Here is a 23,377-nt window from a genome sequence, read left to right on the forward strand (position 1 = left end):
AAAAATAAACCATCCTTTTTCTACAAATTAGCAATGGAAAGATTACAATGTTACAAATATCACATTTTACTTAGTGAATTGATGTTTTTATAACAAAAACACATTGTATCGAAAAAACACCTAACTTTATTAACTACTTTTGCACCAGTTTTTTAAACCCTAAAAATCAAAGCGATATGTTAGAAATCGATTTTAAAGAAATTATTACCGTTAGTATGGTTCTTTTTGCCGTAATTGATATTGTTGGTTCAATTCCGATTATTGTAAACCTAAGAGCTAAAGTCGGACATATCGAATCTGAAAAAGCATCTATTGTTGCCGGCGCCATTATGATAGTTTTTCTATTTGTTGGAGAAGGTTTATTAAATCTTATTGGTATAGATGTTCACTCATTTGCCGTTGCCGGATCTTTTGTATTATTCTTTCTTGCTTTAGAAATGATTTTAGGAATCCGTATTTATCGTGACGAAGAACCGGGATCAGCTTCAATCGTACCTTTAGCATTTCCATTGATTGCTGGAGCCGGAACTATGACAACTTTATTATCTCTGCGATCTCAGTTTCATACGATCAATATTATTATTGCCATTTTGTTGAATATCATTCTGGTTTACATCGTTTTAAAATCATCAAAGAAAATCGAAAATTTATTAGGTGAAAACGGACTGGGCGTGGTCCGCAAGACATTTGGAGTCATACTTTTAGCAATTGCTGTTAAATTATTCGCTGCTAATGTTAAAGGTTTGTTTGTCTAACAATTATTTTTATACTTTTACCCCATAAAATTTCTAAAAACAAAACTTTAAGCCATTTTCCTTAAAGTTTAACTTTGATTTTTTTAGACAAATAAACAACCAATATGAAAATCTTTACTTCAATCTTAGTGCTTTTAGCATTAGCTTTAATTGTTTTTAATATTACGCTATTAGACTTCCAAAACCCATTCCAGGGAGACAGTATGGTAGCTTTTATTGGAATCGTCGCTTCTTTTTGCGCAGTATTGATTCTTTTGATTTTTAGAATTTCAAAAAGAATTGAAGAAAAAACAAACGGCAGATAATAATGTTTGACGTTTTAATTATTGGCGGAGGCGTATCAGGAATGTCTTGTGCTCTAGTTTTAGGTTCCGCAAAAAATAAAGCTTTTGTTACCGATAAGAAAATCGGAATTTTTACACATCAAAAGAATTCTTCGTTACAAGAAGCAATTTTCTACAATGCTTATGGAATAACGCCAGGAAAATTAGGTTCAGAATTACTCACAGAAAGCACCCAAGATTTAGCCGAAAATTATCCGCATATTACTCAAATCGCAAACGAAAAAGTAATTCGTATTGAAGGTTCGTATCCTGAATTTACGGTCGTTACAAACAAAAACTCCTATCAAACAAAAAGTATTGTTGTCGGAATTGGCTCTGCCAATACTTTTAACATTGATGGTTTAATGCAATTTGTAGAACCGCATAAAAAAGCACTTCCAGAAAAACAGCGAATTCAATTAAAAAATGACGATCACAAAGTTGCTGATGGCATTTATGTAATTGGCACTTTAGCAGGCTGGAGAAGCCAGTTAGCCATTGCTGCAGGAAGCGGCGCTGCTGTTGCCACAGATATTCTAACTTTATGGAATAATGGCGTGCAGACTCACGCACACGACAGCATTAGATAATATTATTTTATAAATTTAACTTTATTATCCTTTGGTAACGGAGGTAAAGGCAAATTTAAAGTATCTGCATGCATTGAGAAGTTTATAAACGATTGCTTTTTTGCACCGAAAGAAACAGTGTCTTTCATCTTTTCGTAATTTTCTTCAATCTGGTTTACCCTTAAAGCACCATATAATTTACGTATAGCTAAATCAGCTTTACCATCTTCACGCAAGCTATATTGATAAAACTTTTCTTCTTTATTAGAAAAAATGACTTTTAACCTATACATTGGAGAACTTTCCATACATCCATCCTGTCGATAAGAATCTACAGAAATTTCATTTTTTTCGATTAAAGATAAAGATTCAACTAAAGCAGTTACTATGCTCGCATCTATTTTCGAATGAAAATAAATCTCATTTTTATTTGGAGAAAATTCGCAAACATAACTTTCATTCTCACCATCTAAATTTAATATCGAATATAATTTTGGCTGAATATAAAACTCACCCTTAAACGATGGTGTAGGGAGCTTTAAATCCCAATTATAAGAGATTAATTCAATACTCGAAATTTTTTTTGGATCTGAAGAACATCCAAAGCCAAAAAGAACAAGCAAAATCAAAAACTTTCTCACTAAAAAATCGAAGTATTAAATTAATTCGATAAGAAATATTTTATTTCACCGAGAGAATCTCCGTAACCTTAATATGATTTTCGTCTTCGCTTTTCCAGAATTCTCCTTTTACTGAGACGATATCACCAATTTTTACTTGTTTGTAGTTTTGAGGTCCGCCAACATTTACAATACTTATTGTTGCAAAATATACTTCTTTTTGATCTGTATTGATTTTTGCAGTGTAGCCATCTTTGCCACCTTCTATAGCCTCGACTTTTCCTGAAACTGTTCTATTGCTATCTTTCATATTTGCGCAAGAAATTACAAATGTCATTATGAAAAGAAGGAAACTTATTCTTTTTAAATTTTTCATATTTTGATTTTAATGGCAAAAAACAAAACCCTGTTTTCGTTTGCCAAATTTGATTTTATATTAAGTTTCTTCTGAAATTTACGCCAATGGAATACAGCTTCCTGCAATAACTTTTAAATCTTCATCAAACTGTTTCCAAACCCTGATATACTTTAAAACACCATTAATTGGAGCATTATCATAAGTTCCTTTTAATGAAATCACAACAGTTACAACAGCCGTATCGCCAATTATATTAATAATTTGATCTGATGCTTCTAACAAATCGACTTTCATTTTTCCTGAACGATACGATTCTAAATCAAATTCTTTTGTGATCGTATTTCCATCAGGTAAATTAAATAACAAATCGTCGTGAAGAATTTTTTCTAAAGTTAAAACATCAGCATTTTTAATTGCTGTCAAAAGTTCAATTTCGGCATTTACAACAGCTTCTGTTTTCATATTTTAAAAATTTCAGGATTATTTCTTTGGATTCAGAATCGTTTTAATCATTACATCTTCCTTCAAAACCACATCATAATAATAGATTTCTCCATACAACTGACGAGCAAACTCGGCAGTAATATAACGATTAACGAGTGCTTTTGTTTTATCAAACTTCAAGTCCAAACCTGTCATATAAACGTAGTTTTTGAACTTTTTGAAATATTCGTCAGAGGTTTTCATTTTTTCCAAAAACTCATTAAAACGCAAGCCAGCAAACGCATCTCTGTTTTTATCGAGTTCTTCAAAAACAAAATGGCCTACAATTCCGGTTTGTAATAAATAAGCAACATTTTCATTTCCGTGTTCCGCTTCCATCGGAACAAAAACATCCGGAACGATTCCGCCGCCGCCGTAAACAATTTTACCTTTTGGCGTTTTAAATTTCAAAGAATCCGCTACTTTGATACTGTCTTTTGCATAAAGTTCACCTGACTTTATTCTGGCTTCTGATTCTTTAAAATATTCTTCATTTCCTTTTTTATACGGTTTCTGAATCGATCTTCCTGTTGGCGTATAATAACGCGCCACAGTCAATCTTACAGCCGATCCGTCATTGAAATCCATTTCTCTTTGAACTAAACCTTTCCCAAAAGAACGGCGTCCAACGATAGTTCCACGATCATTATCCTGAATCGCTCCTGCTAAAATTTCGCTTGCAGAAGCACTGTTTTCATTTATTAAAACATAAACTTTCCCAGTTTCAAAACTTCCGGCTTTTGTTGCGTATGTTTTTTCTGTTGAACCGTTTTTGTTTTTGGTAAAAACAATCAGTTGTTTGTCTTTCAAAAATTCGTCGGCAATTGCTACTGCTTCTTCCATATAACCTCCGCCATTATCGCGAAGATCAATTACCAGTGACTGAATTCCTTTTTGTTTTAATCTTGTTAAACCTGTTTTAAATTCATTGAACGTAGTTTCGGCAAAACGATTGATTTTTATGTATCCAACATTATTTCCAACCAATAAAGAAGCATCAACACTCTTTATCGGAATAATATCTCTTTTGATTTTGAATTTGAGTTTCTTTTGCTCGGATTTTCTAAAAACTGTCAATTCGATTTCAGAGCCCTGGGCGCCTTTCAATTTCGAAAACAAACTATCTGAAGGCAGTTTTCGTCCAAATAACTTGGTTTTTCCTGCAAATAAAATTCGATCTCCTGATTTTAATCCTGCTTTCGCGGAAGGTCCGTTTTCGACGGGTTTAATAATGGCAACAGAATCTTTATACATATAAAAATTAATTCCGATTCCAACGAAATCTCCTTTCATACTTTCGGCCACTTCGGCCTGTTCGCTTGGCGGAATATAAACAGAATGCGGATCTAATTTTGAAAGAATATTATCAACTGTCAGGTTTACAATTGAGTCTGTATTTACACTGTCGACATATTCGTTATTAATAAAATCGATCAGTTTATTGAGTTTGGTTTTGGAGTAATTTTTAGCCAAAAGCTGATCATCTGCAGGAGCATTCATCACGCTTCCGAGTAAAGTACCGAGAGCAAAAGTGGCTCCGATAACAATTGGCAGATATTTAGAATTAAATCTCATTACTCTTCTAAAACAGGAATATGTAGTACTTCAACTCCTGCTTTTATTAAAAATTGAATTCCGGAATCATCACGATATCCATCTTTGTATACTACTCTTTTTATTCCCGACTGATGTATCAATTTACTGCATTCTTTGCAAGGAGAAAGCGTTATATACAAAGTTGCTCCTTCGCAAGATTGCGTTGACCTTGCCACTTTCAAAATTGCATTTGCCTCAGCATGAAGAACATCCCAACGGGTTAAGCCATCTTCATCTTCGCAGCAATTTTCAAATCCGGAAGGCGTACCGTTGTAGCCATCCGAAATAATCATTCGGTCTTTTACGATAATGGCGCCTACTTGTTTGCGTTTGCAGTACGAAAGCAAGCTCCATTCTTTTGCAATTCGCAAATACGCTTTATCGTATTTGTTTAATTTTTTTATCTCCATTTATTTTATCTGTTCCAAATTGGGCTTTCAATAATCATCGGAATCACAACTCCAACAATGAAAGCCGACATTACAAGTGCCCAATCGCGCTTTGAAAAACGAAATACGGTCTGCACTATATATGATAGTACCAAAACTACAAAAACTACTACTAACTGCGCTGCTTCGATCCCTAACGCAAATTCCCCTAAAGGTATTAATTTTGAAGTTGACGAACCTCCTAAAATCGTTTTAAAATAATTTGAAAATCCAAGTCCGTGTATAATTCCAAAAAACAATGTTACGAAGAAAATTAGATTTAAACCATCATTTTTTGTCGCTTTTCCGGCAGTAAACAAATGATATAAAGCTGTTATTAAAATCGTTATTGGTATTAAAAATTCAACCAGATTAACTTTTACTGCAATTATTCCGAAAACAGAAAGTATTAATGCGATGGTATGGCCAATTGTAAAAACCGAAACCAAAAGTAAAATACGTTTCCAATCTTTGAAGGAATAAGGAACTGTTAATGCGATTAGAAAAAGAACGTGATCATAGGCATTGATATCTAAAACGTGTTTTAATCCTATTTGAAAATAAATCCAAAACTCTGACATAGGGTACTGCTATTAAATGATTAGGGGATGTAAACTTACGACTTATTTTGAAAATGTCGCGAAGTCCATCTCTAAAACAACGCAGAAAAATACGTTAAATTTTATGAGTAATTTAAAATCGTTAAATTAAAATAAGATTTATATTTGTGTTATAAAAAACTTTATAATTATGTCATTTTCAGAATTATTTGATAGCGAATTCAAGCAAAGAAACAAAGGACACTTTTCAGCTATCGTTCGTGTAGCATTAGCAGACGGAGTTGTGTACCCAGAAGAAAAAGCCTTTTTGGACAAATTGGCTTCCCGTTTAGAAATTACAGAGTCTGAGTACGAAGAAATCCTTAGCGATCCGTTAAAATATCCTATTAATCCACCGTACTCATATGTACAGCGTTTAGAACGTTTATATGACTTAACAAGAATGGTACATGTTGATCATCATCTTGAGGATAAACAAGAAGTATTATTGAAAAAGATAAGCGTAGCTTTAGGATTTACTCCAAGTAACGTGGATTATATTATTGCAAAAGCTTTGTCATTAGTAGATCAAAAAGTTGACGGAGATACTTTTATCTACGAAATGCAACATATGCATAAATAGTATTCAGTTTTTAGTGTTCAGTCGCGGTCGCAGTTTTGTAACGGCGATTGAAATTTAATTGAAGACAATAAAATAACCCGACAGGTTTTAAAAACCTGTCGGGTTTGCTGTTTTTAGGCAAAAACATACTGTAAATGCAAATTTGGTTTACTTAATTTCTAATGAACAATATTATATTCTTTATTCAACTGGACTGAAGTCCAGCCCTACAATATAATTCGTTCCTTTGGAACTTTAAAAGAGCCTTTGGCTCGGTCTATATTGTAGGGCTGGGCTTTTGTCCGGTTGGATGTGTGAAGATGTGAAAAAATAACCCGACAGGTTTTTAAAAACCTGTCGGGCTTAAATTGTAGACTGAATACTAAAAACTGACCACTGAATACTTTTATTCAGCTGCCATAAATTCCTCCGCTTTTTCTACCATATTTTTGCTTCCGCAGAAAAACGGAACTCTTTGGTGCAATTCCGTTGGCTGAATTTCCATAATTCGGTTAAAACCGTCGGTTGCTTTTCCGCCTGCTTGTTCAGCAATAAACGCCATCGGATTACATTCGTATAACAAACGTAGTTTTCCTTTTGGTGCTTTAGAACTTGTTGGATAAAGATAAATTCCTCCTTTGATCATATTTCGATGAAAATCGGCTACCAAACTTCCGATATATCTAGAAGTGTAAGGTCTGTCTTCTTCTTCGCGTTGACAATATTTAATGTAGTTTTTTACTCCTTGCGGAAAATGAACATAATTTCCTTCGTTCACCGAATAGATATTTCCGTTTTCCGGAAACTTCATATTTGGATGTGAAAGGTAAAATGTACCAATTGCCGGATTCAGTGTAAAACCATTTACTCCATGTCCAGTTGTATATACAAGCATAGTCGAAGTTCCATAAATTACATATCCTGCTGCCACTTGATTGATTCCCGGTTGTAAAAAATCCTCGCTTGTTACCGGAGTTCCTATTGGCGTAATTCTTCTGAAAACAGAAAAAATTGTCCCTACAGAAACATTTACATCAATGTTTGAAGATCCGTCAAGCGGATCCATTAAGATCACGTACTTATTATTATGACTGTTGTCGCTCCCCTGAACAGTTATAAAATCGTCGTTTTCTTCAGAAGCAATACCACAGACAATCTCACGGTTTATTAACGTCTGGATAAATACTTCATTGGCATAGACATCTAATTTTTGCTGATCTTCTCCCTGGATATTTTGTTCGCCTGCAGCGCCAATAATATCCACTAATCCAGCTTGGTTTACTTTATAGTTGACGACTTTGGCCGCCAAACGTATAGAGTTGATAATTCGGGAAAGCTCCCCCGACGAATACTGAAATGCTTTTTGGTTCTCAATAATAAACTCTCCCAGTGTTTTATTGCGTTCTTCCATTACTATATCGTTGTAGTTTTATTTTTAAGTCACAAATATCGCCTTTTTTGTGAGAATGGTTTAAAAATTATTTTGTTAGTTTGCTACTATTGTATATTTGCTAATTATCTGCAAAAAGTAGCTGTTAAAAAAGTGCTTTTTTAGCTAATAAACAATTAATAATACGAATATATGAATATTAGAAAAGGAAATCCTGAAGACATGAAATCGGTGTTGGGGCTAATTCAGGAGCTTGCAATATTCGAAAAAGAACCTGATGCTGTTGTAATTACAGAAGACGATTTAATACGCGATGGTTTTGGAGAAAAACCACTTTTTCAGGTTTTTGTGGCAGAGATTGAAAGTGATTCCGAAGAAAGTAAAAACGGGAAAGAAATAGTTGGAATTGCGTTATTTTACTATCGCTATTCTACCTGGAAAGGAAAGACAATACATCTTGAAGATTTGATTGTGAAAGAAAAAATGCGCGGCACTGGTTTGGGATCGGCACTTTATGCTGAAATCATGAAAGAAGGCAAGAAGGAAAATGTTCGAAGAATTGAATGGAATGTTTTAGACTGGAATACACCGGCAGTAAAATTTTACGAGAATTCAGGCGCAAAGATTCTCGAAGAATGGAGAGTCGTTCACATGGATGAAGCAGGAATTAATTCGTTCTTAGAAAAGTTATAAAAGAAATATTTTGCCACGAATTCCACGAATTAGCACGAATTAATTAGTGAAAATTTGCGCAATTCGTGGCAAACCGACATAGATTATAAAATCATTTTAATCCTTATAATCTGTGGCAAAAAAACAAAATACTAGGTTTCGATTTGAATCTGAAATCTAAAATCTAAAATCTATTAATTAAAAATGAGAGTATTTAAATTTGGTGGAGCATCTGTAAAAGATGCAGATGGAATTAAAAACGTATATGACGTTTTACAAAAAGTAGGTTATGAAGACGTAATTCTGGTAGTTTCGGCTATGGGAAAAACAACAAATGCTCTTGAAGTTGTAATCAAGAACTATTTTGAAAAATCGACAGAATTGAGTTCTTCTGTACAGGAAATAAAAAAATATCACAATCAAATATTATTGGATTTATTCGAAGATGAAAACCATGCGGTTTTTGCTGCTGTAAATGAGCAGTTTTCTGAACTTGAATATTTCTTAGCACACAATAAATCGCCAAACTACAATTTCGTTTACGATCAGGTTGTAAGTTTTGGAGAATTGATTTCTACAAATATTTTAAGTCATTTTATGAATTTTATGGGAATTCAGACGCAATGGCTTGATGTTCGTAATTTCATTAAAACAAATGCAAACTACAGAGACGCTGAAGTTGATTGGGAAACGACACAACAAAATATCAGTAAAAATGTTCCGAGAAAACAACTAAACATTACACAAGGATTTTTAGGTGCTGACGAAAACAACTTCACAACAACTCTAGGTCGTGAAGGTTCTGATTATACTGCCGGAATTTTTGCTTATTGCTTAAATGCTGAAAGTGTAACGATCTGGAAAGACGTTCCGGGAGTTATGAATGCGGATCCGCGTTATTTTGAAAATGCAAGTTTGTTAAATCAAATTTCATATCGTGAAGCAATCGAATTGGCTTTTTACGGAGCAACTGTTATTCACCCGAAAACATTGCAACCTTTACAGAAAAAAGAAATTCCGTTGTACGTTAAATCTTTTATCAATCCGTTATTGAAAGGAACTTGCGTTTCTAAAGGTGTTGATTTAGAACCACAATATCCATGTTTTATTGTAAAAAGAGAACAGCTTTTAATTTCTCTTTCCTCAATTGATTTTTCTTTTATTATGGAAGAAAACATCAGTGAGATTTTTGGATTATTCCATGAATTTAAAATTAAAGTAAACTTGATTCAGAATTCTGCGATTAGTTTTTCTGTTTGTGTGGAAGATAAATTTGGAAACTTCCCAGAGTTGAACGCAATTCTTTCGAAAAAATTCAAAGTAGAATACAGCGAAAATGTAACTTTATATACTATCCGTCACTTTACGGAAGAAGCTGCTCAAACGGTTGAAGCGAACAAAGAAGTTTTATTGAAACAAGTTAGCCGCGAAACCATGCAGATTGTAACTAAAGAACTAAACTAATAGTTTTTTAAAAGGTAATTATTTCAATTCAACATATATTTAGAAAGGCTTCACCTAATTGTGAAGCCTTTTTTATTTATAAGAATTTTCCTTTACCTAAAAGTTTCATTAACTTTACTTTCTAGCAATCAGATTACTGTTTTTAAAACATGAATTATCTTCGGACGATTTATAAAGCAAACTCACTACTACACTTTAATTATGACTAAAAAACATATTTCGCTACTTATTCTAATTATTGGAATATTATTTATAGGTTCAAACTTGATTCCTTTAGCATCAAAAGAATTCAGAGATATTACTTTTTCTGACTTCAGACTTTCAATTGGCCCATTCTTAACCTGTATTGCAATGTTTTTGATCTATAAAGGAGAAATTAAAAAAGAAAAAAGCACTGCAAAACAAGACAAACAATACCATTAAAAAATTATCTTGCTCTATTATTCTCTGTCTGTTCAATTTCAGATTTCTTATAATTTGCCTTTTTTGAATCCCCAAAACTATACGTTGCGATAAGTTTAAAATAGTTACTTGTATAGGTTCTATGATAATAAATTTGAGTTTCTCCGACATTATAATCTCCGGAAACCATGAACTTATGAAAAATGTCATTTGCTGAGAAATTGAGTTTTAAAGCTTCTTTAAAAAAAATTCTTTCTATTCCTAAAGTAACTGTCGAACGGCTGTTTTCAGTTCCTAATCCATAACTTCGGTCGCTTAAATACCAAGCTAAAAATTGAAGTTTGAAAAGCTTCGGAATTGTAAATGTATTATTAGAATACAAATAAAATTGAGGTTTTACAGGACTGAAAACAAATCCATAAAAATTATCTACAGATTTCTGCCAGGTAATGCTCGCTGTATTAACAGAATTCCACCATTTGACGTTGAAAGATCTCGATAGCGAAGTAAAAAAAGTATGTCCTTTTTCCAGATTTAATGCTCTTAAAACATAACTATTTGGTGTATCACCACGTAACGCTGCAGCAGAAATAGGATCAATTTTATACGTATATCCTATTTTAAAATCAAACTTTTTGTACATCGTACCTATTTCAAAGGCATGTGTTTTCTCCGGAAGCAAATTTGGATTTCCTTCAATTGTAGTAAATGGATCCTGATAAATTACATACGGATTTAAAGCTTGATATCTTGGCCTTGTTATTCTCGCAGCATACGAAAAATGCCCTTTCCAATCTTCCGAAAAATCAAAATTTAAAAGTGCATTGGGGAAAAAATTGCCATAGCTTTTTTCAAATTCCTGAACTTTCTTTGCATCCGTAAATAAATTATAGCTTGTTTTTTCCGCTCTTGCTCCAATTGAAAAATTAAATCTATTATTCCACGTTTTGACATAGTTGAAATAAGCTGCAGCAATTTTTTCATTGTATTCAAAATCACTCAAAAGTTCTTCGTCTAATTCAAAATCCGAATTATCAGCAGAGATAAGGAAATCTGTTCCCGATTTTATGGTAGTATAACTAAACTTTGCACCCGTTTCAAATCTTGTTTTTTCATCGATTTTTTTTGTATAATCTGCCTGAATCGCAAAGATATTTATTCTGCTTCCTACATTATTCTTCAAATATCTCTCTGAATCTGTTTCTGCAACAAAGCTGTTTTCTTCGATAAAATCGCCTATTGTCTGATTGTAATTAGAAAATTGTGAACCCACAAAAAGTGTAGCACCTTTTTGGGTTGTCAAATTATAATTCAAATTGATAAACTGATTTAACAAAACATCATTTCTGTCTATATCGGTGGCATAAAGACTATTTCCCGATTTATTAGTTATCGAATTTCTACTTTCTGTAATGCCGCCCAAATCGTTCACATTTCCGCTATAAGCTAAGGAAATATAATCTTTAGAAGAAAAATTATATTGAAGTCCGAAACCAAAATTGGAATAATTATTAAAACGTCTTTTCCAGTCCGTTGTCAATTCAGATTTCATAAAATCATCAGGATTTGGGCGCGTTCTTGTAGTATACAACAATTCACGATTTCTTCCTAATTGCAAACCGTAATTACTTATGAAAGAGAATTTTCCTTTAGAATAACTAAAATCAAAAAGCGTGTTGTAACTCGTTCCGCCAAATTTCGAAGCCGATACATGTTGGTTTGCAGTTCCCATTATACCGCTTTCAACATTTTGCTTTGTAATAATATTGATAACTGCTTTTCCTTCGGCATCATATCTGGCAGATGGATTCGAAATAACTTCAATCTTGGCAATTTGCGAAACCGGAATCGCAGCAAAACGTTCGTAATTAATCAAAATTCCATTGAGGTAAATAATTGCTTCGCCTTTTCCGAGTACGCTTATTTGCCCTTCCGCAACCACAACACTCGGCACTCGGCTTAATAACTCATTTACTGAACTACTTGTTGCAAGAACAGTTCCGTTTACATTGACATCAATATTTCCGTTTGCTCCATATTTTACTAATAAAGGTTGGCTTTTTATAACCACTTCATTTAACTCATTGTGCTCTTTCTCTTGAATAAGTACAGTATCTTGAGGAGATTTTAATAACTTCGCGAAGAGTACATCATCACTATAATAACTTTTATCTGTGACTTTTTTTATGCGTTGTGCTTTTATTTCTATTGATGAAAAAATCAGAAAAAAAACACATAGGATAACCAATTTTTGAAATCTCATAAACTTTAACAATTAGCAGTTTGACTTTGATGAAACAAAAGTCAGCTCTTAATTGCTTTACGAGGTAATCGAAAACGAAATCAGGAGTACGAATTTATAATTCGGCACTATGTTTATGCCTGCAAAGCCTGAGTTTGATAGCTTAAAGGCGTAGTTCCTGTATGTTTTTTGAAAGCGGCAAAAAATGTAGATTTAGAATTAAAACCAACATCGTAACCAACCGATTCTAAAGTCAGTTTATCATTTGATGTGATAATTTTGCAGGCTTCGCTTATTCTAAACTCATTGACAAAACTGGTGAAATTTTTCCCCAAGTTGTTATTCAAAAACTGTGATAATTGGTGGCTCGAGATATTAATTTCTTTTGACAAATCTTGTAAACTCAAATTTGGATTTTTATACAGGTTTTTTTCATTCATACACTTTTCGAGTTTTTCAGTTATCAAAACCGCTTCGGCTGATTCGATTTTTTTACCTGAATTCTTCGGTTCGTTCAATAAAAACAGATCATCGGTTTTCTTTCGGTATAAAAGAATAGAAATAATCAGATATAAAATAAAAGAAAAAACTACAGCACCACTAATATAAGTCGCGGCTGGAGCTCCTAAAATTGCTAAAAAGTAAAAAAGAAATAATAAAAAATTACCCAGAAAAAGTGTTCCAAACCAGATTTCCGATGGATTTGCTTTTTCTTTTGTATTAAAAATTTTCATTAAAATTCCTCTAATCACAAATCCTGAAAAGAAAACATATAGGAACCACTGAAAATAAATGATTCTGATAAAATAAAAACGCCAAAGTTCTGGATAAGTTTCGTAAGGGTATAATATTCCGGTTCCAAGAATTAAAACTCCCCAAAAGAGTAATATCATTTTCCACGATTTTGGCATTACATTTATTTCTTCGACCGCCGATCTTAAAAAATAATACAAAAATGGCCCAATAAAAAAACAAGCAGTAAGCCCTAACTGCAAATACATTTTTGGTAGTTCGGGATCAAAATAAATAAAAACAGATTTCCCAATTCGGATACTTAATGCAAACAAAAGTGCTCCAAGAAAATAATTCGTCAGGTATTTTTTCTTAGTAAAAAAGAAAAAATAAACTCCAAGAATAATTCCGTTGAAAGAACCTAAAGCACTAAAGAAGAATAAAAGTTCTTTGCCTGTATCCATAAATTAAGTTTGTTTTGTACCAAACAAAGCTATAAAGATTATTTTTAAATGAAAATAAATCACTTACTTTATAACAACCAAGCAATCATTTGGGTGTATTTTTATTTAACACATAGGAACATAGATTTTATACCCAAAAAAGAAGACAAAAAGAAACTTGTTTCTAACACATAGCCAACTATGTTTATTTAAAAAAAGTGAAACGCCTTTTTTGAGCGTTCTTAATCTATGTTTCTATGTGTTAAAATAATCGCACCAACTTGTTAACCAATAAATCCAATAGTTATGAAAAAGTTGGATGAACCGAGTGAAGAAACAAAGAACGAATGGGAAAATGATCCTAACAATTGGATTTGGGGAATGTTTTATTACAATCCGAAAGACAAAAGATCCTATTTCCCAAAAAGAATAAATGAATTTGGATGGCATGCAAATTATGCAAATCCTATTTTCGTAATAATCGTTGCGCTATTGGTTTTAATAATTTTAGCTTTTATCAAAAATGGGAAATAACCTAAAAAGCAGCCCATAAATCTAAAATAACCCACGCTACAATTCCCAATTATAAATACTACTTTTGACTTTTTAGAGTTAAAGTATTTATGTTGAAAAAATTACTGTTTTTAACGGTTTTTATCTGGTTTTCTGCGCTTCAGGCTCAGGAAACGGAATCAGCGTACAAAACCAAAAAAGTAATTGCAACTCACGATACCATTCATTTAGAAAAAGTCAGTATCAATCCCGGTTTTTTTCAGCTTCTGAATACTAAAAATGAAGCGATCGATTCTACTTTTTATACTATCGATTTTAGAAAAGGTACTTTGCTTTTAAACCAAAATTTCAAATCGGTTTCTGATACTTTAACCATCAATTATCTACTTTATCCTGATTTTATTACCAAAGAATACAGTCTTTACAAATCAGATCAGGTTGTAACCAATGATGTTGGTACTGAAAAATTGTACCGAATCGAAAACTCAAACACCAAAAAAGTAACGCCATTCGATGGCTTGAATACATCAGGAAGTATTACTCGCGGACTTACCTTGGGAAACAATCAAAGTACGGTTTTAAACTCCAACTTAGATTTACAAATTACCGGAAAAATCTCTGATAAAGTCAGTTTGCGGGCATCGCTTCAGGATAGTAATATTCCGTTACAAGATGGTGGTTACAGTCAAAAACTCGATCAGTTTGATAATATCTTTATGGAACTTTTCAGTGATGACTGGAACATTCGCGCCGGAGATATTTTTCTGGAAAACCGAAAAACTCAGTTTTTAAGTTTTAATAAAAAAGTACAGGGACTTTCTGCCAATTTTGATTTTGATAACGGGAAAAGCAAAACCAATGTTTTTGCATCAGTTTCGTTTGTAAAAGGACAATATGCCAAAAGTACTTTTACGGGACAGGAAGGAAATCAGGGACCTTATAAATTAAAAGGCCAAAATGGCGAATTGTACGTTTTGGTTATTTCGGGTTCGGAGCGTGTTTACGTTAATGGTGTTTTGCTGAAACGAGGCGAAAACAACGATTATGTAATTGATTATAATGCGGGAGAAATTGTTTTTACTTCGCTTTTTACGATTACTTCAGAAATGCGTATTAATATAGAATACCAATATTCCGAACGGAATTACAATCGTGTAGTGACTTATGCAGGCGCTACGCATGAAAACAAAAAATGGAGTTTTGGCGGTTATCTTTATTCCGAAAATGATTTAAAAAACCAACCGCTACAACAAAATCTTTCGACTGATCAGGTTCAGGTTTTAAGCCAGGCCGGAGATAATCCTGATTTAATGAAAGCGCCTTCAGCGTTTGAAGACACTTATGCCGACAATAAAATTCTGTACAAAAAAACAATCGTAAATGCGGTTGAAGTTTATGAATATTCGAAAAATCCGGATAATGTTTTATACAATGTAAAATTTAGTCTTGTTGGAAACAATCTCGGAAATTATGTTATTCAAAACAGTAATTCAGTAGAACGTATTTACGAATATAGAGAACCTGTAAATGGAATTCCGCAAGGAAATTACGAACCGATAGTACAACTGATTCCGCCAATGAAACTGCAAGTTGCAACGTTTTTAGGAAAATACAATCCGAACGAAAAAACACTTGCGGATTTTGAACTTGCCGTTAGCAATAATGATAAAAACCTGTTTTCAGGCATTGACGATGGCGACAATAGCGGAATTGCTTTTAAAACCAACATCAAAAAACGTCTTTTTACCAAAAGCTGGACATTGGACGCTTTTGCCAATTATCAATTTGTAGAAGAGAATTTCAAATCGGTGGAGCGTTTGTATAATATTGAATTTAATCGCGATTGGAACCTAAACTCCGTATTTTTAGGAAATCAAAGTTTACTGGTTACGGGTTTAAACTTTGATTTATTTTCGAAAAAAGAAACTACAAATACGGGATTGTTTACCTATCAATTAGAGAAATTGGATTTTACTGAAAGCTATTCCGGAACAAGGCATACAACAACTGCTTTTTTCAAACTGAAAAACTGGACGATTGAAAATCAAGGCAGTTTCCTGAACTCTGATGCGACGGCTTCGACTTCAAAATTTATCAGAAATCAAACCCGAACCAAATATCATTTTGGAAAAAACTGGGTTGGTGCAAGCATGCAGCTTGAGGACAATCAGGAGAAAGATAAAATCACGAATCAATTTTCGGCTTTAAGCCAAAGATTCTCAGAATACGGCGCTTTTGTAGGGCGCGGTGACAGTACAAAAGTCTATGTAGAATTGGGTTTTCTACAACGCCGAAATGACAGTTTGCAAAACGGATTTTTACAACATGTAAACAATTCGCAAACCTATTATTTGAGATCAAAACTGATTCAGACAAAAAAAACCGATTTGGCGGTTTATGCTAGTTACCGAAACCTCGATTTTACTGATGAAACAAAAGAAAATGAACCTTCATTAAATTCGAGAATCTTATACACAGATCGTTTTTTTAATCAGTTCATGCAAATTGGAACGGCTTACGAAACCAGTTCAGGAACTATCGCGCAACAGGAATTTACTTATATCGAAGTTCCCACGGGACAAGGTGTTTATACTTGGAATGATTATAACGGAAACGGTATTCAGGAACTGGAAGAGTTTGAAATTGCCGCATTTCCCGATCAGGCAAAATTCATTCGGATCTTCTTGCCGAATCAGGTTTACATCAAAACAAACCAGAACAAATTTTCGCAATCTGTTATTTTAAATCCATTACAATGGCAAAATGAAAAAGGATTCAAAAAATTGATGTCCTATTTCTATAATCAAACGTCTTTTATAATGGATCGAAAAGTAAAAAGCGAAGGCGAAAGTTTGGAGCTTAATCCGTTTGATTCTTCTGAGGAAAATATTCTGGGGCTGAATTCCAGTTTCCGAAACAGTTTATTCTACAATCGCGGAAAACAGAAACATTCAGTAACCTATTCCTATTTGGTTAATAAAGGAAAAAATTTGCTCTCGATTGGTTCTCAAAATGTGACAAACAATTCGCATCAATTGCAATATACTCATCTTCTTCAAAAAAGCTGGTTGTTTAACTTCTTTACCAAAACCATAAAAACGAATTTGATTTCTAAAGATTTTGCCGAAAAGAATTATGATTTAAAAGGGTATCAAATTGCTCCAAAAATCAGTTATTTATTTTCGAAAAACACAAGTGTGGATTTCTTTTATGAATTTCAGAACAAAGAAAACCAAATAGGAAATTTTGAAACTTTGGTTCAAAACCGACTTGGAACTTCCTTTTCGTTTGCCGGAGAAAAAAAGGTGACCTTAAACGGAGAGTTCTCCTTTTATGAAAATAAATTCGACGGAAATGAATTTTCATCAGTAGGATTTCAAATGCTTGAAGGACTTCAGGCGGGGCAAAATCTAGTCTGGAAACTTTTATTACAAAAAAACATTACTTCATTTCTGGATGTTAATTTAAACTATCAGGGACGCAAAAGTGAAACCGGCGCAACGGTGCATACAGGAAATGTTCAGCTTCGAGCATATTTTTAAGGCACTACGAAAAAGATGACAATAAATTGATTAATTTTAATTGAATTTTAAACTCTTAGCCTTATGAAAAAATTAGTATTGTTCTGTTTGATGGTTGCTTTCTCTTCTAATTTTTATGCACAGGAAACAACTGCAAAAGCAACAAAAAGTAAAACAGAAGCTTCGGCAAAAAAAGCCAAAGCAAGTGCAGACAAAGCCTCGGCTGACGCAAAAAAGGAAGCCACAAAATCTAAAAAAGCTGCTGATGATGCAAAATCTGCTTCAACAAAAGCAAAAAAAGAATCTGCTGACGCAGCAAAAAAGACTGCCGACAAACAAGCCACTAAAGCAAAAGCTGATGCAAAAAAAGCTACTGTAGAATCGGATAAAGCAAAAAGTACCGCTGACAAAGCAAAAAGCTCTGCCGATAAAACCAAAGCTGATGCCAAGAAAACAGCTGCAAAAGCTGACGCTACTAAGAAAGATGCCACAGCTGCTAAAAAATCGGCTAGTAAAACTTTAAAAGAAACTAATGAAAAAGCACCATCTGTACCAGACAAAGTAACTGGCGAATACAATGGTAAAAAAGTATATACTGGTCCAAGAGGCGGTAAATACTATATTAACAAAAATGGAAATAAAACGTATATTCAGGATTAAGGTTCTGAGATGCTAAGCTACTGAGTTACTAAGTTACTGAGATGCTAAGACACTAAGTTTCTAAGTCTTTAGAAGCTGCTATTAAAACCGAACTTTCGTTCGGTTTTTTTTATTTATACTTTTTTCAATTTCTGAAAAAACTTAGCAACTTAGAAACTTAGTGTCTTAGTAGCTTAACATCTTAGAAGCTTAAATTACAGTTAATAATTTAGTAATACGTACGAAATGCCATAGAAAACATATTTCTTTATCTTCGTTTTCAAAAAGCGTTAAAATTATGAGCATTGACTATTCTGCTAACAAAACTATATTAGTTGCTCCTTTAAACTGGGGATTAGGCCATGCCACCAGATGTATCCCTATTATCAAAGCGCTTCAGGAAAACAAATTCATTCCAATTATCGCTTCAGATGGTGTTGCATTGGCTTTATTACGAAAAGAGTTTCCATATATACAAACACTGGAATTACCTTCCTATCATATTGAATATGCCAAAAACGGCAAAAACTTTAAATGGAAACTCATCAAAAATCTTCCAAAAATGATTACTGCAATTTTGGATGAAAAAAAAGTAGTGAATTCCTGGATTAAAAAACACGGCATCGACGGAATTATTTCTGATAACCGATTGGGTGTTTTCAGCAAAAAAATTCCATCTGTTTTTATGACGCACCAATTGAATGTGATGACGGGAAATACAACTTGGTTTACTAGCAAATGTCATCAATATTTTATAAAAAAATACAATCAGTGCTGGGTTCCCGACTCTAATGACGATGTTAATCTTACCGGAGAATTAGGACATCTAGCAACTAATCACCTCAATATAAAATACATTGGGCCTTTGAGCCGAATGAAAAAAAAGGAAACTCCAATAGTATACGACCTGATGATTATTTTGTCCGGGCCGGAACCTCAACGTACTTACTTAGATCAAAAGCTTCAGAAAGAAATTGCCAATTATAAGGGAAATGTTGTTTTTATACAAGGACTTGTTGACAAAGTTCAGAACAAATGGCAAAACGGAAATGTTACTTATTACAATTTCATGAATTCCAAACAACTGGAACAAACATTCAATGAAAGTGAATTAGTGTTATGCCGTTCTGGTTATACAACAGTAATGGATCTGGCCAAATTAGGCAAAAAAGCCTTTTTTATTCCAACTCCAGGGCAATATGAACAAGAATATCTAGCCATAAAACTTCAGGAAGAAAAACTTGTGCCGTATGCATTGCAAGACGACTTTACGATTGAAGATTTATCAAAGGTAAAATCGTTTAAAGGGTTATCCCAATTTAAAAATGATATCGATTGGGATTCGTTATTTTCTGTTTTTGAAGATTAATTCTCACCAATAAAAAAATCCGTATTAATAAGCGCTTTTGCAAATGCAAATCCGTTTAATCTGTGTCTACAATGGAACACTGATTAAACGGATTCACTATCGTGAAGGCGCAGATAAATGCGGATTCTTATTTTTTTTAGAAATTAAACTGTGCCTGCAAACGCAATAGATTACCTTGTTGTCTGTTAACCGGACGGGCACTATCTACATAATTTCTATCGGCTACAACATATTCAGCTGTCAATTCTAATGCTTTGATAGGTTGCCATTCGATACCAAATTCGTAATCTCTTACAACGTAACTTCTGGCATCTTTTTCATATTTCTTACCTCCGTCATAATATTGAAATTGCGCGAAAGGATATAAATGCTGTTTTTTGAAATCCAATTTATAGTTTAGCAAAACATAGCCTCCATTTAAACTGGCATCATCAACAGTATTTGTTAAAGGATTATAGCGAGGTCCTTTTCCAATATTATATTCGGTTTGGATTCCGAAAGGTTTTGGATACAAAACAAAAGTTGCACCTATTCTTTCATCTTTCACATATTTAGGATCATTTACTATAACACCAGTAGAAATTTCGTCTGTAAAAGCCCATTTACCATCATAAGCCTGGATTCCTGGCTCAATAATTTGGCTACCAATTACAAAAGGATACGATATTCTGGCTACCACATTCAAATCTCTGTTTGCATCTATTTTATTAGCGATCTGTCCATTATAAACTCCAAATGCAAAAACCCCAAAATCTCCCGAACCTTTGTAACCGTCTTTAACCAACATTTCAAAACGTTTTCTGATTTCGGCTGGCGCCCAATAAAAAATTAACCCCAAATCACGTTCATTTGCTATCGAACTGTTGATAGCATCTGCACGATCCAATGTTAAACGTTGTGAACTGGACTGCATGTTTATGAATCCATATGGAATTTTACTTTGCCCCACACGAACTCGATATTCTCTTTTCTTATCAAAAGAAACATCAAAATACAAGTCACGAATTTGAACGAAATTTTGGATTCCAGTTACTGGTGAACTTGCAAAATCAGGCTGAAAATAGAAAAATACGTTTGGATGAACCTGACCAGAAAACACTAAACGTGCACGACGAATAAAAAGTCCGTTATTTGCTTTTGCATCCGGGGCGGTTGAAGTGGTTCCCCAAGATCTGTCACATTGGTCACAGGTAATTTTGTCGTTTGTAGAAAACAAGCCATTGTATCTAATTTGAGCATAACCTCTTAAAGATATTCGGTCGTACCAATGTTCTTCAACTCCTCCTCCGGATTTAGTATCAGGAAGTTTTGCTTTGTTGATCGAATCTAAAATACGCATTACCTCGTTTTTTACATCCTGTTTATTTAATTCCTGCGCATTAGCTCCGCAAGCAAGCAGTACTAAAACCGCAGTGATTATTTTTTTTATCATTTTTTCTATACCCTAGATTTCAAGATGCAAAGATGTACCACCTATGTTAATAAATCATTAACAAGATGTTACCATAATAAAAATTTAATGTTATGCACGAAACCTGAAAGTTTATTTATTGTTAAGAGCCCTGTTTTAGGGCTTTTAGCTTAAAGCTAATTACAATTTTTTAACCTCCGGTTTTTGCACTTTTTGCGCTTTTTCTAGTGTAAAAGAGAATTCTGAGCCAATTCCGAACTCACTTTCAACATAAACTTTCTCTTTATGAGCTTCAATAATATGTTTTACGATTGCCAAACCTAAACCAGAACCACCTTCAGAACGTGTTCCGCTTTTGTCTACACGGTAAAAACGTTCAAAAAGTCTTGAAATATTTTGCTTTTCAACACCTTCTCCGTTATCACTGATTCGTATTAGTACTTTTTTCTTGGTCAGATTTACAACACCAACTTCGGTTAAACCGCCTTCTTTTCCGTACTTAATCGAATTCACAATCAGGTTTTCCAACACTTGCTGAATTCTGTCCTGATCACCGCGAATGATTACTGACTGAACATTTTTACTCTCAAAAGCCAATTTGATTTTTTTCTTATCAGCTTTCATTTCTAACAAATCAAAAACGTTTTGAATCAATTCAACAATATCAAAATCAGTCATATTCAGATCTAGATCTCCCGATTCTAATTTGGTAATCATATCCAAATCTTCCACAATATAAATAAGACGCTCTACCCCTTTTTCGGCACGCTTCAGATATTTTTTACGGATATTTTTATCATCCATTGCACCGTCAAGCAAAGTCGAAACATATCCTTGAACAGTAAATAAAGGTGTTTTAAGCTCGTGCGAAACGTTTCCAAGAAACTCTCTTCTGTATTGCTCACGAATTTCGAGCATTTCAATTTCGAGCTTTTTATCGGTCGCGAATTTTTTTACTTCACGCGAAAGCGTTTCCATATCCGTCGTTATAGGCTGATTGATCAGCGGTGTCGATTCTAGTAAGGAAACCTCATCGTAAATCTTTTTTACTCTCCTGTATATAAAACGCTCTACGCGATATTGGAGCACTAAAAAAGAAAAAATATAAATTGAAATAATGAATACTATTCCAAAAGCAATTTGATGTTTTAATTGATTTTTATAAAACAAAGACATTAAAATCAACACAAATCCTGTTGAAAACAGACTTATATATAGTGCCGACTTAATCGCAAATTTGTATGTTTTTTTAAAATTGATTTTCATTGAAAATTTTGAACCATTAAAAAATTATTTTTTTTCCCACCATATAAGTTATATAAGTTCATTTAAAAACTAAACTTAATTGTCTGGATTGACATACGAACTTAAAAAAGAAATCTTTGTCAAAGTTCGAAACTTTAACAAAGATAAATTTTGATTGATATATTAGGTTACAATTTAAATGAACTTATATAACTTATATGGTTCAAATTTACACCTCGAATTTATAACCAACACCTTTTATGGTTTTAAAAAGGTCTTCGCCTATTTTTTCGCGAAGTTTTCTAATGTGAACATCTATTGTTCTGCCTCCAACTACTACTTCATTCCCCCAAACTTTATCAAGGATTTCATCTCTTTTAAAAACTTTTCCAGGTTTAGAAGCCAATAAATAGAACAACTCGAATTCTTTTCTTGGCAATGCAATTTCTACATTTCCTTTTATGATTTTGTATTCCTCGCGGTTTATTTCGATTCCTCCAACATTTATTGTATCAGAAACAACTTCTTGTTCTTTCAGTCTTCTTAACAAAGCCTTTACTTTACTTACCAATAATTTTGGTTTAATTGGTTTTGTAATATAGTCATCAGCACCTGCATCGAAACCAGCAACTTGCGAATAATCTTCGCTTCTTGCAGTTAAGAATGTTATGATAACATTATTTAATTCTGGAATTTTTCTGATGTTTTCACAAGCTTCCATCCCGTCCATTTCAGCCATCATAACATCCATAATGATTAATTCCGGCAATTCTTTTTGGGCCTTTGCAATAGCTTCTTTTCCGTTTGAAGCTGTTACAATCTGATAGCCTTCCTGGGCAAGGTTATAGCCAACGATTTCTAAGATATCTGGTTCATCGTCAACTAATAAAATCTTGGTTTGTGTTTTTTTCATAAATAGCAAAAATTGAGATTTTTACATCAAATTCTCTTTAATATATATTCGACGTTTTTTATTTCACAGCGTAAATATAGTAATAAAACAACCGTTAAAAATTACGGTTAACGGTAATTTAATCTGGT

At 33.3% G+C, this 23,377-nt stretch carries 23 protein-coding genes; 11 read left to right on the plus strand and 12 right to left on the minus strand.

All coding sequences use genetic code 11. The features are described from left to right. Positions 1 to 176: 176 nt before the first annotated feature. The 3 genes from BD847_RS06025 (at position 177) to BD847_RS06035 (ending at position 1,668) form a co-directional block, all read left to right on the plus strand. On the plus strand, positions 177 to 755 hold the full coding sequence (locus BD847_RS06025) for a MarC family protein (protein ID WP_091494800.1): 579 nt from the start codon (positions 177 to 179) through the stop codon (positions 753 to 755). 104 nt (positions 756 to 859) lie between these two features. Beyond that, on the plus strand, positions 860 to 1,060 hold the full coding sequence (locus BD847_RS06030) for a hypothetical protein (RefSeq protein WP_115887407.1): 201 nt from the start codon (positions 860 to 862) through the stop codon (positions 1,058 to 1,060). A 2-nt stretch (positions 1,061 to 1,062) separates the two neighbouring features. Beyond that, complete coding sequence (locus BD847_RS06035) at positions 1,063 to 1,668, plus strand: FAD-dependent oxidoreductase (protein WP_115887408.1); 606 nt, start codon at positions 1,063 to 1,065, stop codon at positions 1,666 to 1,668. A 2-nt stretch (positions 1,669 to 1,670) separates the two neighbouring features. Here the strand turns inward: BD847_RS06035 and BD847_RS06040 are convergent, their stop codons facing one another. The 6 genes from BD847_RS06040 to BD847_RS06065 form a co-directional block, all read right to left on the minus strand. After that, complete coding sequence (locus BD847_RS06040) at positions 1,671 to 2,288, minus strand: hypothetical protein (protein ID WP_147298495.1); 618 nt, start codon at positions 2,286 to 2,288, stop codon at positions 1,671 to 1,673. A 40-nt stretch (positions 2,289 to 2,328) separates the two neighbouring features. Continuing rightward, positions 2,329 to 2,643: a hypothetical protein gene (locus BD847_RS06045; protein ID WP_115887410.1), complete on the minus strand. Its 315-nt coding sequence runs from the start codon at positions 2,641 to 2,643 to the stop codon at positions 2,329 to 2,331. 78 nt (positions 2,644 to 2,721) lie between these two features. Then, a complete protein-coding gene (locus BD847_RS06050; RefSeq protein ID WP_115887411.1) occupies positions 2,722 to 3,087 on the minus strand; it encodes a nuclear transport factor 2 family protein in 366 nt (121 codons plus the stop codon). A gap of 18 nt (positions 3,088 to 3,105) precedes the next feature. Further along, a complete protein-coding gene (locus BD847_RS06055; RefSeq protein WP_115887412.1) occupies positions 3,106 to 4,683 on the minus strand; it encodes a S41 family peptidase in 1,578 nt (525 codons plus the stop codon). Beyond that, complete coding sequence (locus BD847_RS06060; protein WP_115887413.1) at positions 4,683 to 5,114, minus strand: deoxycytidylate deaminase; 432 nt, start codon at positions 5,112 to 5,114, stop codon at positions 4,683 to 4,685. The genes BD847_RS06055 and BD847_RS06060 overlap by 1 nt, the downstream gene beginning before the upstream one ends. 5 nt (positions 5,115 to 5,119) lie before the next feature. After that, positions 5,120 to 5,713 (minus strand): HupE/UreJ family protein, encoded by a 594-nt coding sequence (locus BD847_RS06065; RefSeq protein WP_115887414.1) that lies wholly within the window; start codon positions 5,711 to 5,713, stop codon positions 5,120 to 5,122. Positions 5,714 to 5,882: 169 nt separating this feature from the next. Here BD847_RS06065 and BD847_RS06070 point away from each other — a divergent pair, with 169 nt between their 5' ends. Further along, positions 5,883 to 6,314 (plus strand): TerB family tellurite resistance protein, encoded by a 432-nt coding sequence (locus tag BD847_RS06070; RefSeq protein WP_035653359.1) that lies wholly within the window; start codon positions 5,883 to 5,885, stop codon positions 6,312 to 6,314. A 385-nt stretch (positions 6,315 to 6,699) separates the two neighbouring features. On the opposite strand, the gene fbp is transcribed toward BD847_RS06070, so the two are convergent. Continuing rightward, positions 6,700 to 7,704, minus strand: coding sequence for a class 1 fructose-bisphosphatase (gene fbp, locus BD847_RS06075; protein ID WP_115887415.1), 1,005 nt, complete (start codon positions 7,702 to 7,704; stop codon positions 6,700 to 6,702). 171 nt (positions 7,705 to 7,875) lie between these two features. On the opposite strand from fbp, the gene BD847_RS06080 reads away from it, so the two are divergent. The 3 genes from BD847_RS06080 (at position 7,876) to BD847_RS06090 (ending at position 10,242) form a co-directional block, all read left to right on the plus strand. Beyond that, entirely contained in the window at positions 7,876 to 8,376 is a 501-nt protein-coding gene (locus BD847_RS06080; RefSeq protein WP_115887416.1) for a GNAT family N-acetyltransferase, read from the plus strand. Between the two features lie 183 nt (positions 8,377 to 8,559). Continuing rightward, positions 8,560 to 9,819, plus strand: a complete 1,260-nt coding sequence (locus BD847_RS06085) for an aspartate kinase (protein WP_115887417.1) — start codon at positions 8,560 to 8,562, stop codon at positions 9,817 to 9,819. A 201-nt stretch (positions 9,820 to 10,020) separates the two neighbouring features. Beyond that, positions 10,021 to 10,242: a hypothetical protein gene (locus BD847_RS06090; RefSeq protein WP_115887418.1), complete on the plus strand. Its 222-nt coding sequence runs from the start codon at positions 10,021 to 10,023 to the stop codon at positions 10,240 to 10,242. A gap of 4 nt (positions 10,243 to 10,246) precedes the next feature. Here BD847_RS06090 and BD847_RS06095 read toward each other — a convergent pair whose 3' ends face one another. Together BD847_RS06095 and BD847_RS06100 are read right to left on the minus strand one after the other, a co-directional pair. After that, positions 10,247 to 12,484: a TonB-dependent receptor domain-containing protein gene (locus tag BD847_RS06095; RefSeq protein ID WP_115887419.1), complete on the minus strand. Its 2,238-nt coding sequence runs from the start codon at positions 12,482 to 12,484 to the stop codon at positions 10,247 to 10,249. Positions 12,485 to 12,597: 113 nt separating this feature from the next. After that, on the minus strand, positions 12,598 to 13,659 hold the full coding sequence (locus tag BD847_RS06100) for a helix-turn-helix domain-containing protein (protein WP_115887420.1): 1,062 nt from the start codon (positions 13,657 to 13,659) through the stop codon (positions 12,598 to 12,600). Between the two features lie 285 nt (positions 13,660 to 13,944). Here BD847_RS06100 and BD847_RS06105 point away from each other — a divergent pair, with 285 nt between their 5' ends. From BD847_RS06105 to BD847_RS06120, 4 genes are all read left to right on the plus strand, one after another. After that, positions 13,945 to 14,172: a hypothetical protein gene (locus BD847_RS06105; protein ID WP_115887421.1), complete on the plus strand. Its 228-nt coding sequence runs from the start codon at positions 13,945 to 13,947 to the stop codon at positions 14,170 to 14,172. Positions 14,173 to 14,261: 89 nt separating this feature from the next. Then, positions 14,262 to 17,693 carry a hypothetical protein gene (locus tag BD847_RS06110; protein ID WP_115887422.1) on the plus strand — a complete coding sequence of 1,144 codons (3,432 nt, stop codon included), beginning with the start codon at positions 14,262 to 14,264 and terminating at the stop codon, positions 17,691 to 17,693. Positions 17,694 to 17,756: 63 nt separating this feature from the next. After that, on the plus strand, positions 17,757 to 18,332 hold the full coding sequence (locus BD847_RS06115; protein WP_167443827.1) for a hypothetical protein: 576 nt from the start codon (positions 17,757 to 17,759) through the stop codon (positions 18,330 to 18,332). A gap of 277 nt (positions 18,333 to 18,609) precedes the next feature. After that, on the plus strand, positions 18,610 to 19,680 hold the full coding sequence (locus BD847_RS06120) for a glycosyltransferase (protein WP_115887423.1): 1,071 nt from the start codon (positions 18,610 to 18,612) through the stop codon (positions 19,678 to 19,680). 136 nt (positions 19,681 to 19,816) lie between these two features. Here BD847_RS06120 and BD847_RS06125 read toward each other — a convergent pair whose 3' ends face one another. The 3 genes from BD847_RS06125 to BD847_RS06135 all read right to left on the minus strand — a co-directional run bounded on the left by BD847_RS06125 (position 19,817) and on the right by BD847_RS06135 (position 23,249). Next, on the minus strand, positions 19,817 to 21,112 hold the full coding sequence (locus BD847_RS06125; RefSeq protein WP_115887424.1) for a porin: 1,296 nt from the start codon (positions 21,110 to 21,112) through the stop codon (positions 19,817 to 19,819). 159 nt (positions 21,113 to 21,271) lie between these two features. After that, entirely contained in the window at positions 21,272 to 22,357 is a 1,086-nt protein-coding gene (locus BD847_RS06130) for a sensor histidine kinase (RefSeq protein WP_115887425.1), read from the minus strand. 208 nt (positions 22,358 to 22,565) lie between these two features. Beyond that, entirely contained in the window at positions 22,566 to 23,249 is a 684-nt protein-coding gene (locus tag BD847_RS06135; RefSeq protein WP_115887426.1) for a response regulator transcription factor, read from the minus strand. Positions 23,250 to 23,377: the final 128 nt, after the last annotated feature.

The sequence above is a fragment of the Flavobacterium cutihirudinis genome (genome assembly GCF_003385895.1).
GTDB classification, from domain to species: domain Bacteria; phylum Bacteroidota; class Bacteroidia; order Flavobacteriales; family Flavobacteriaceae; genus Flavobacterium; species Flavobacterium cutihirudinis.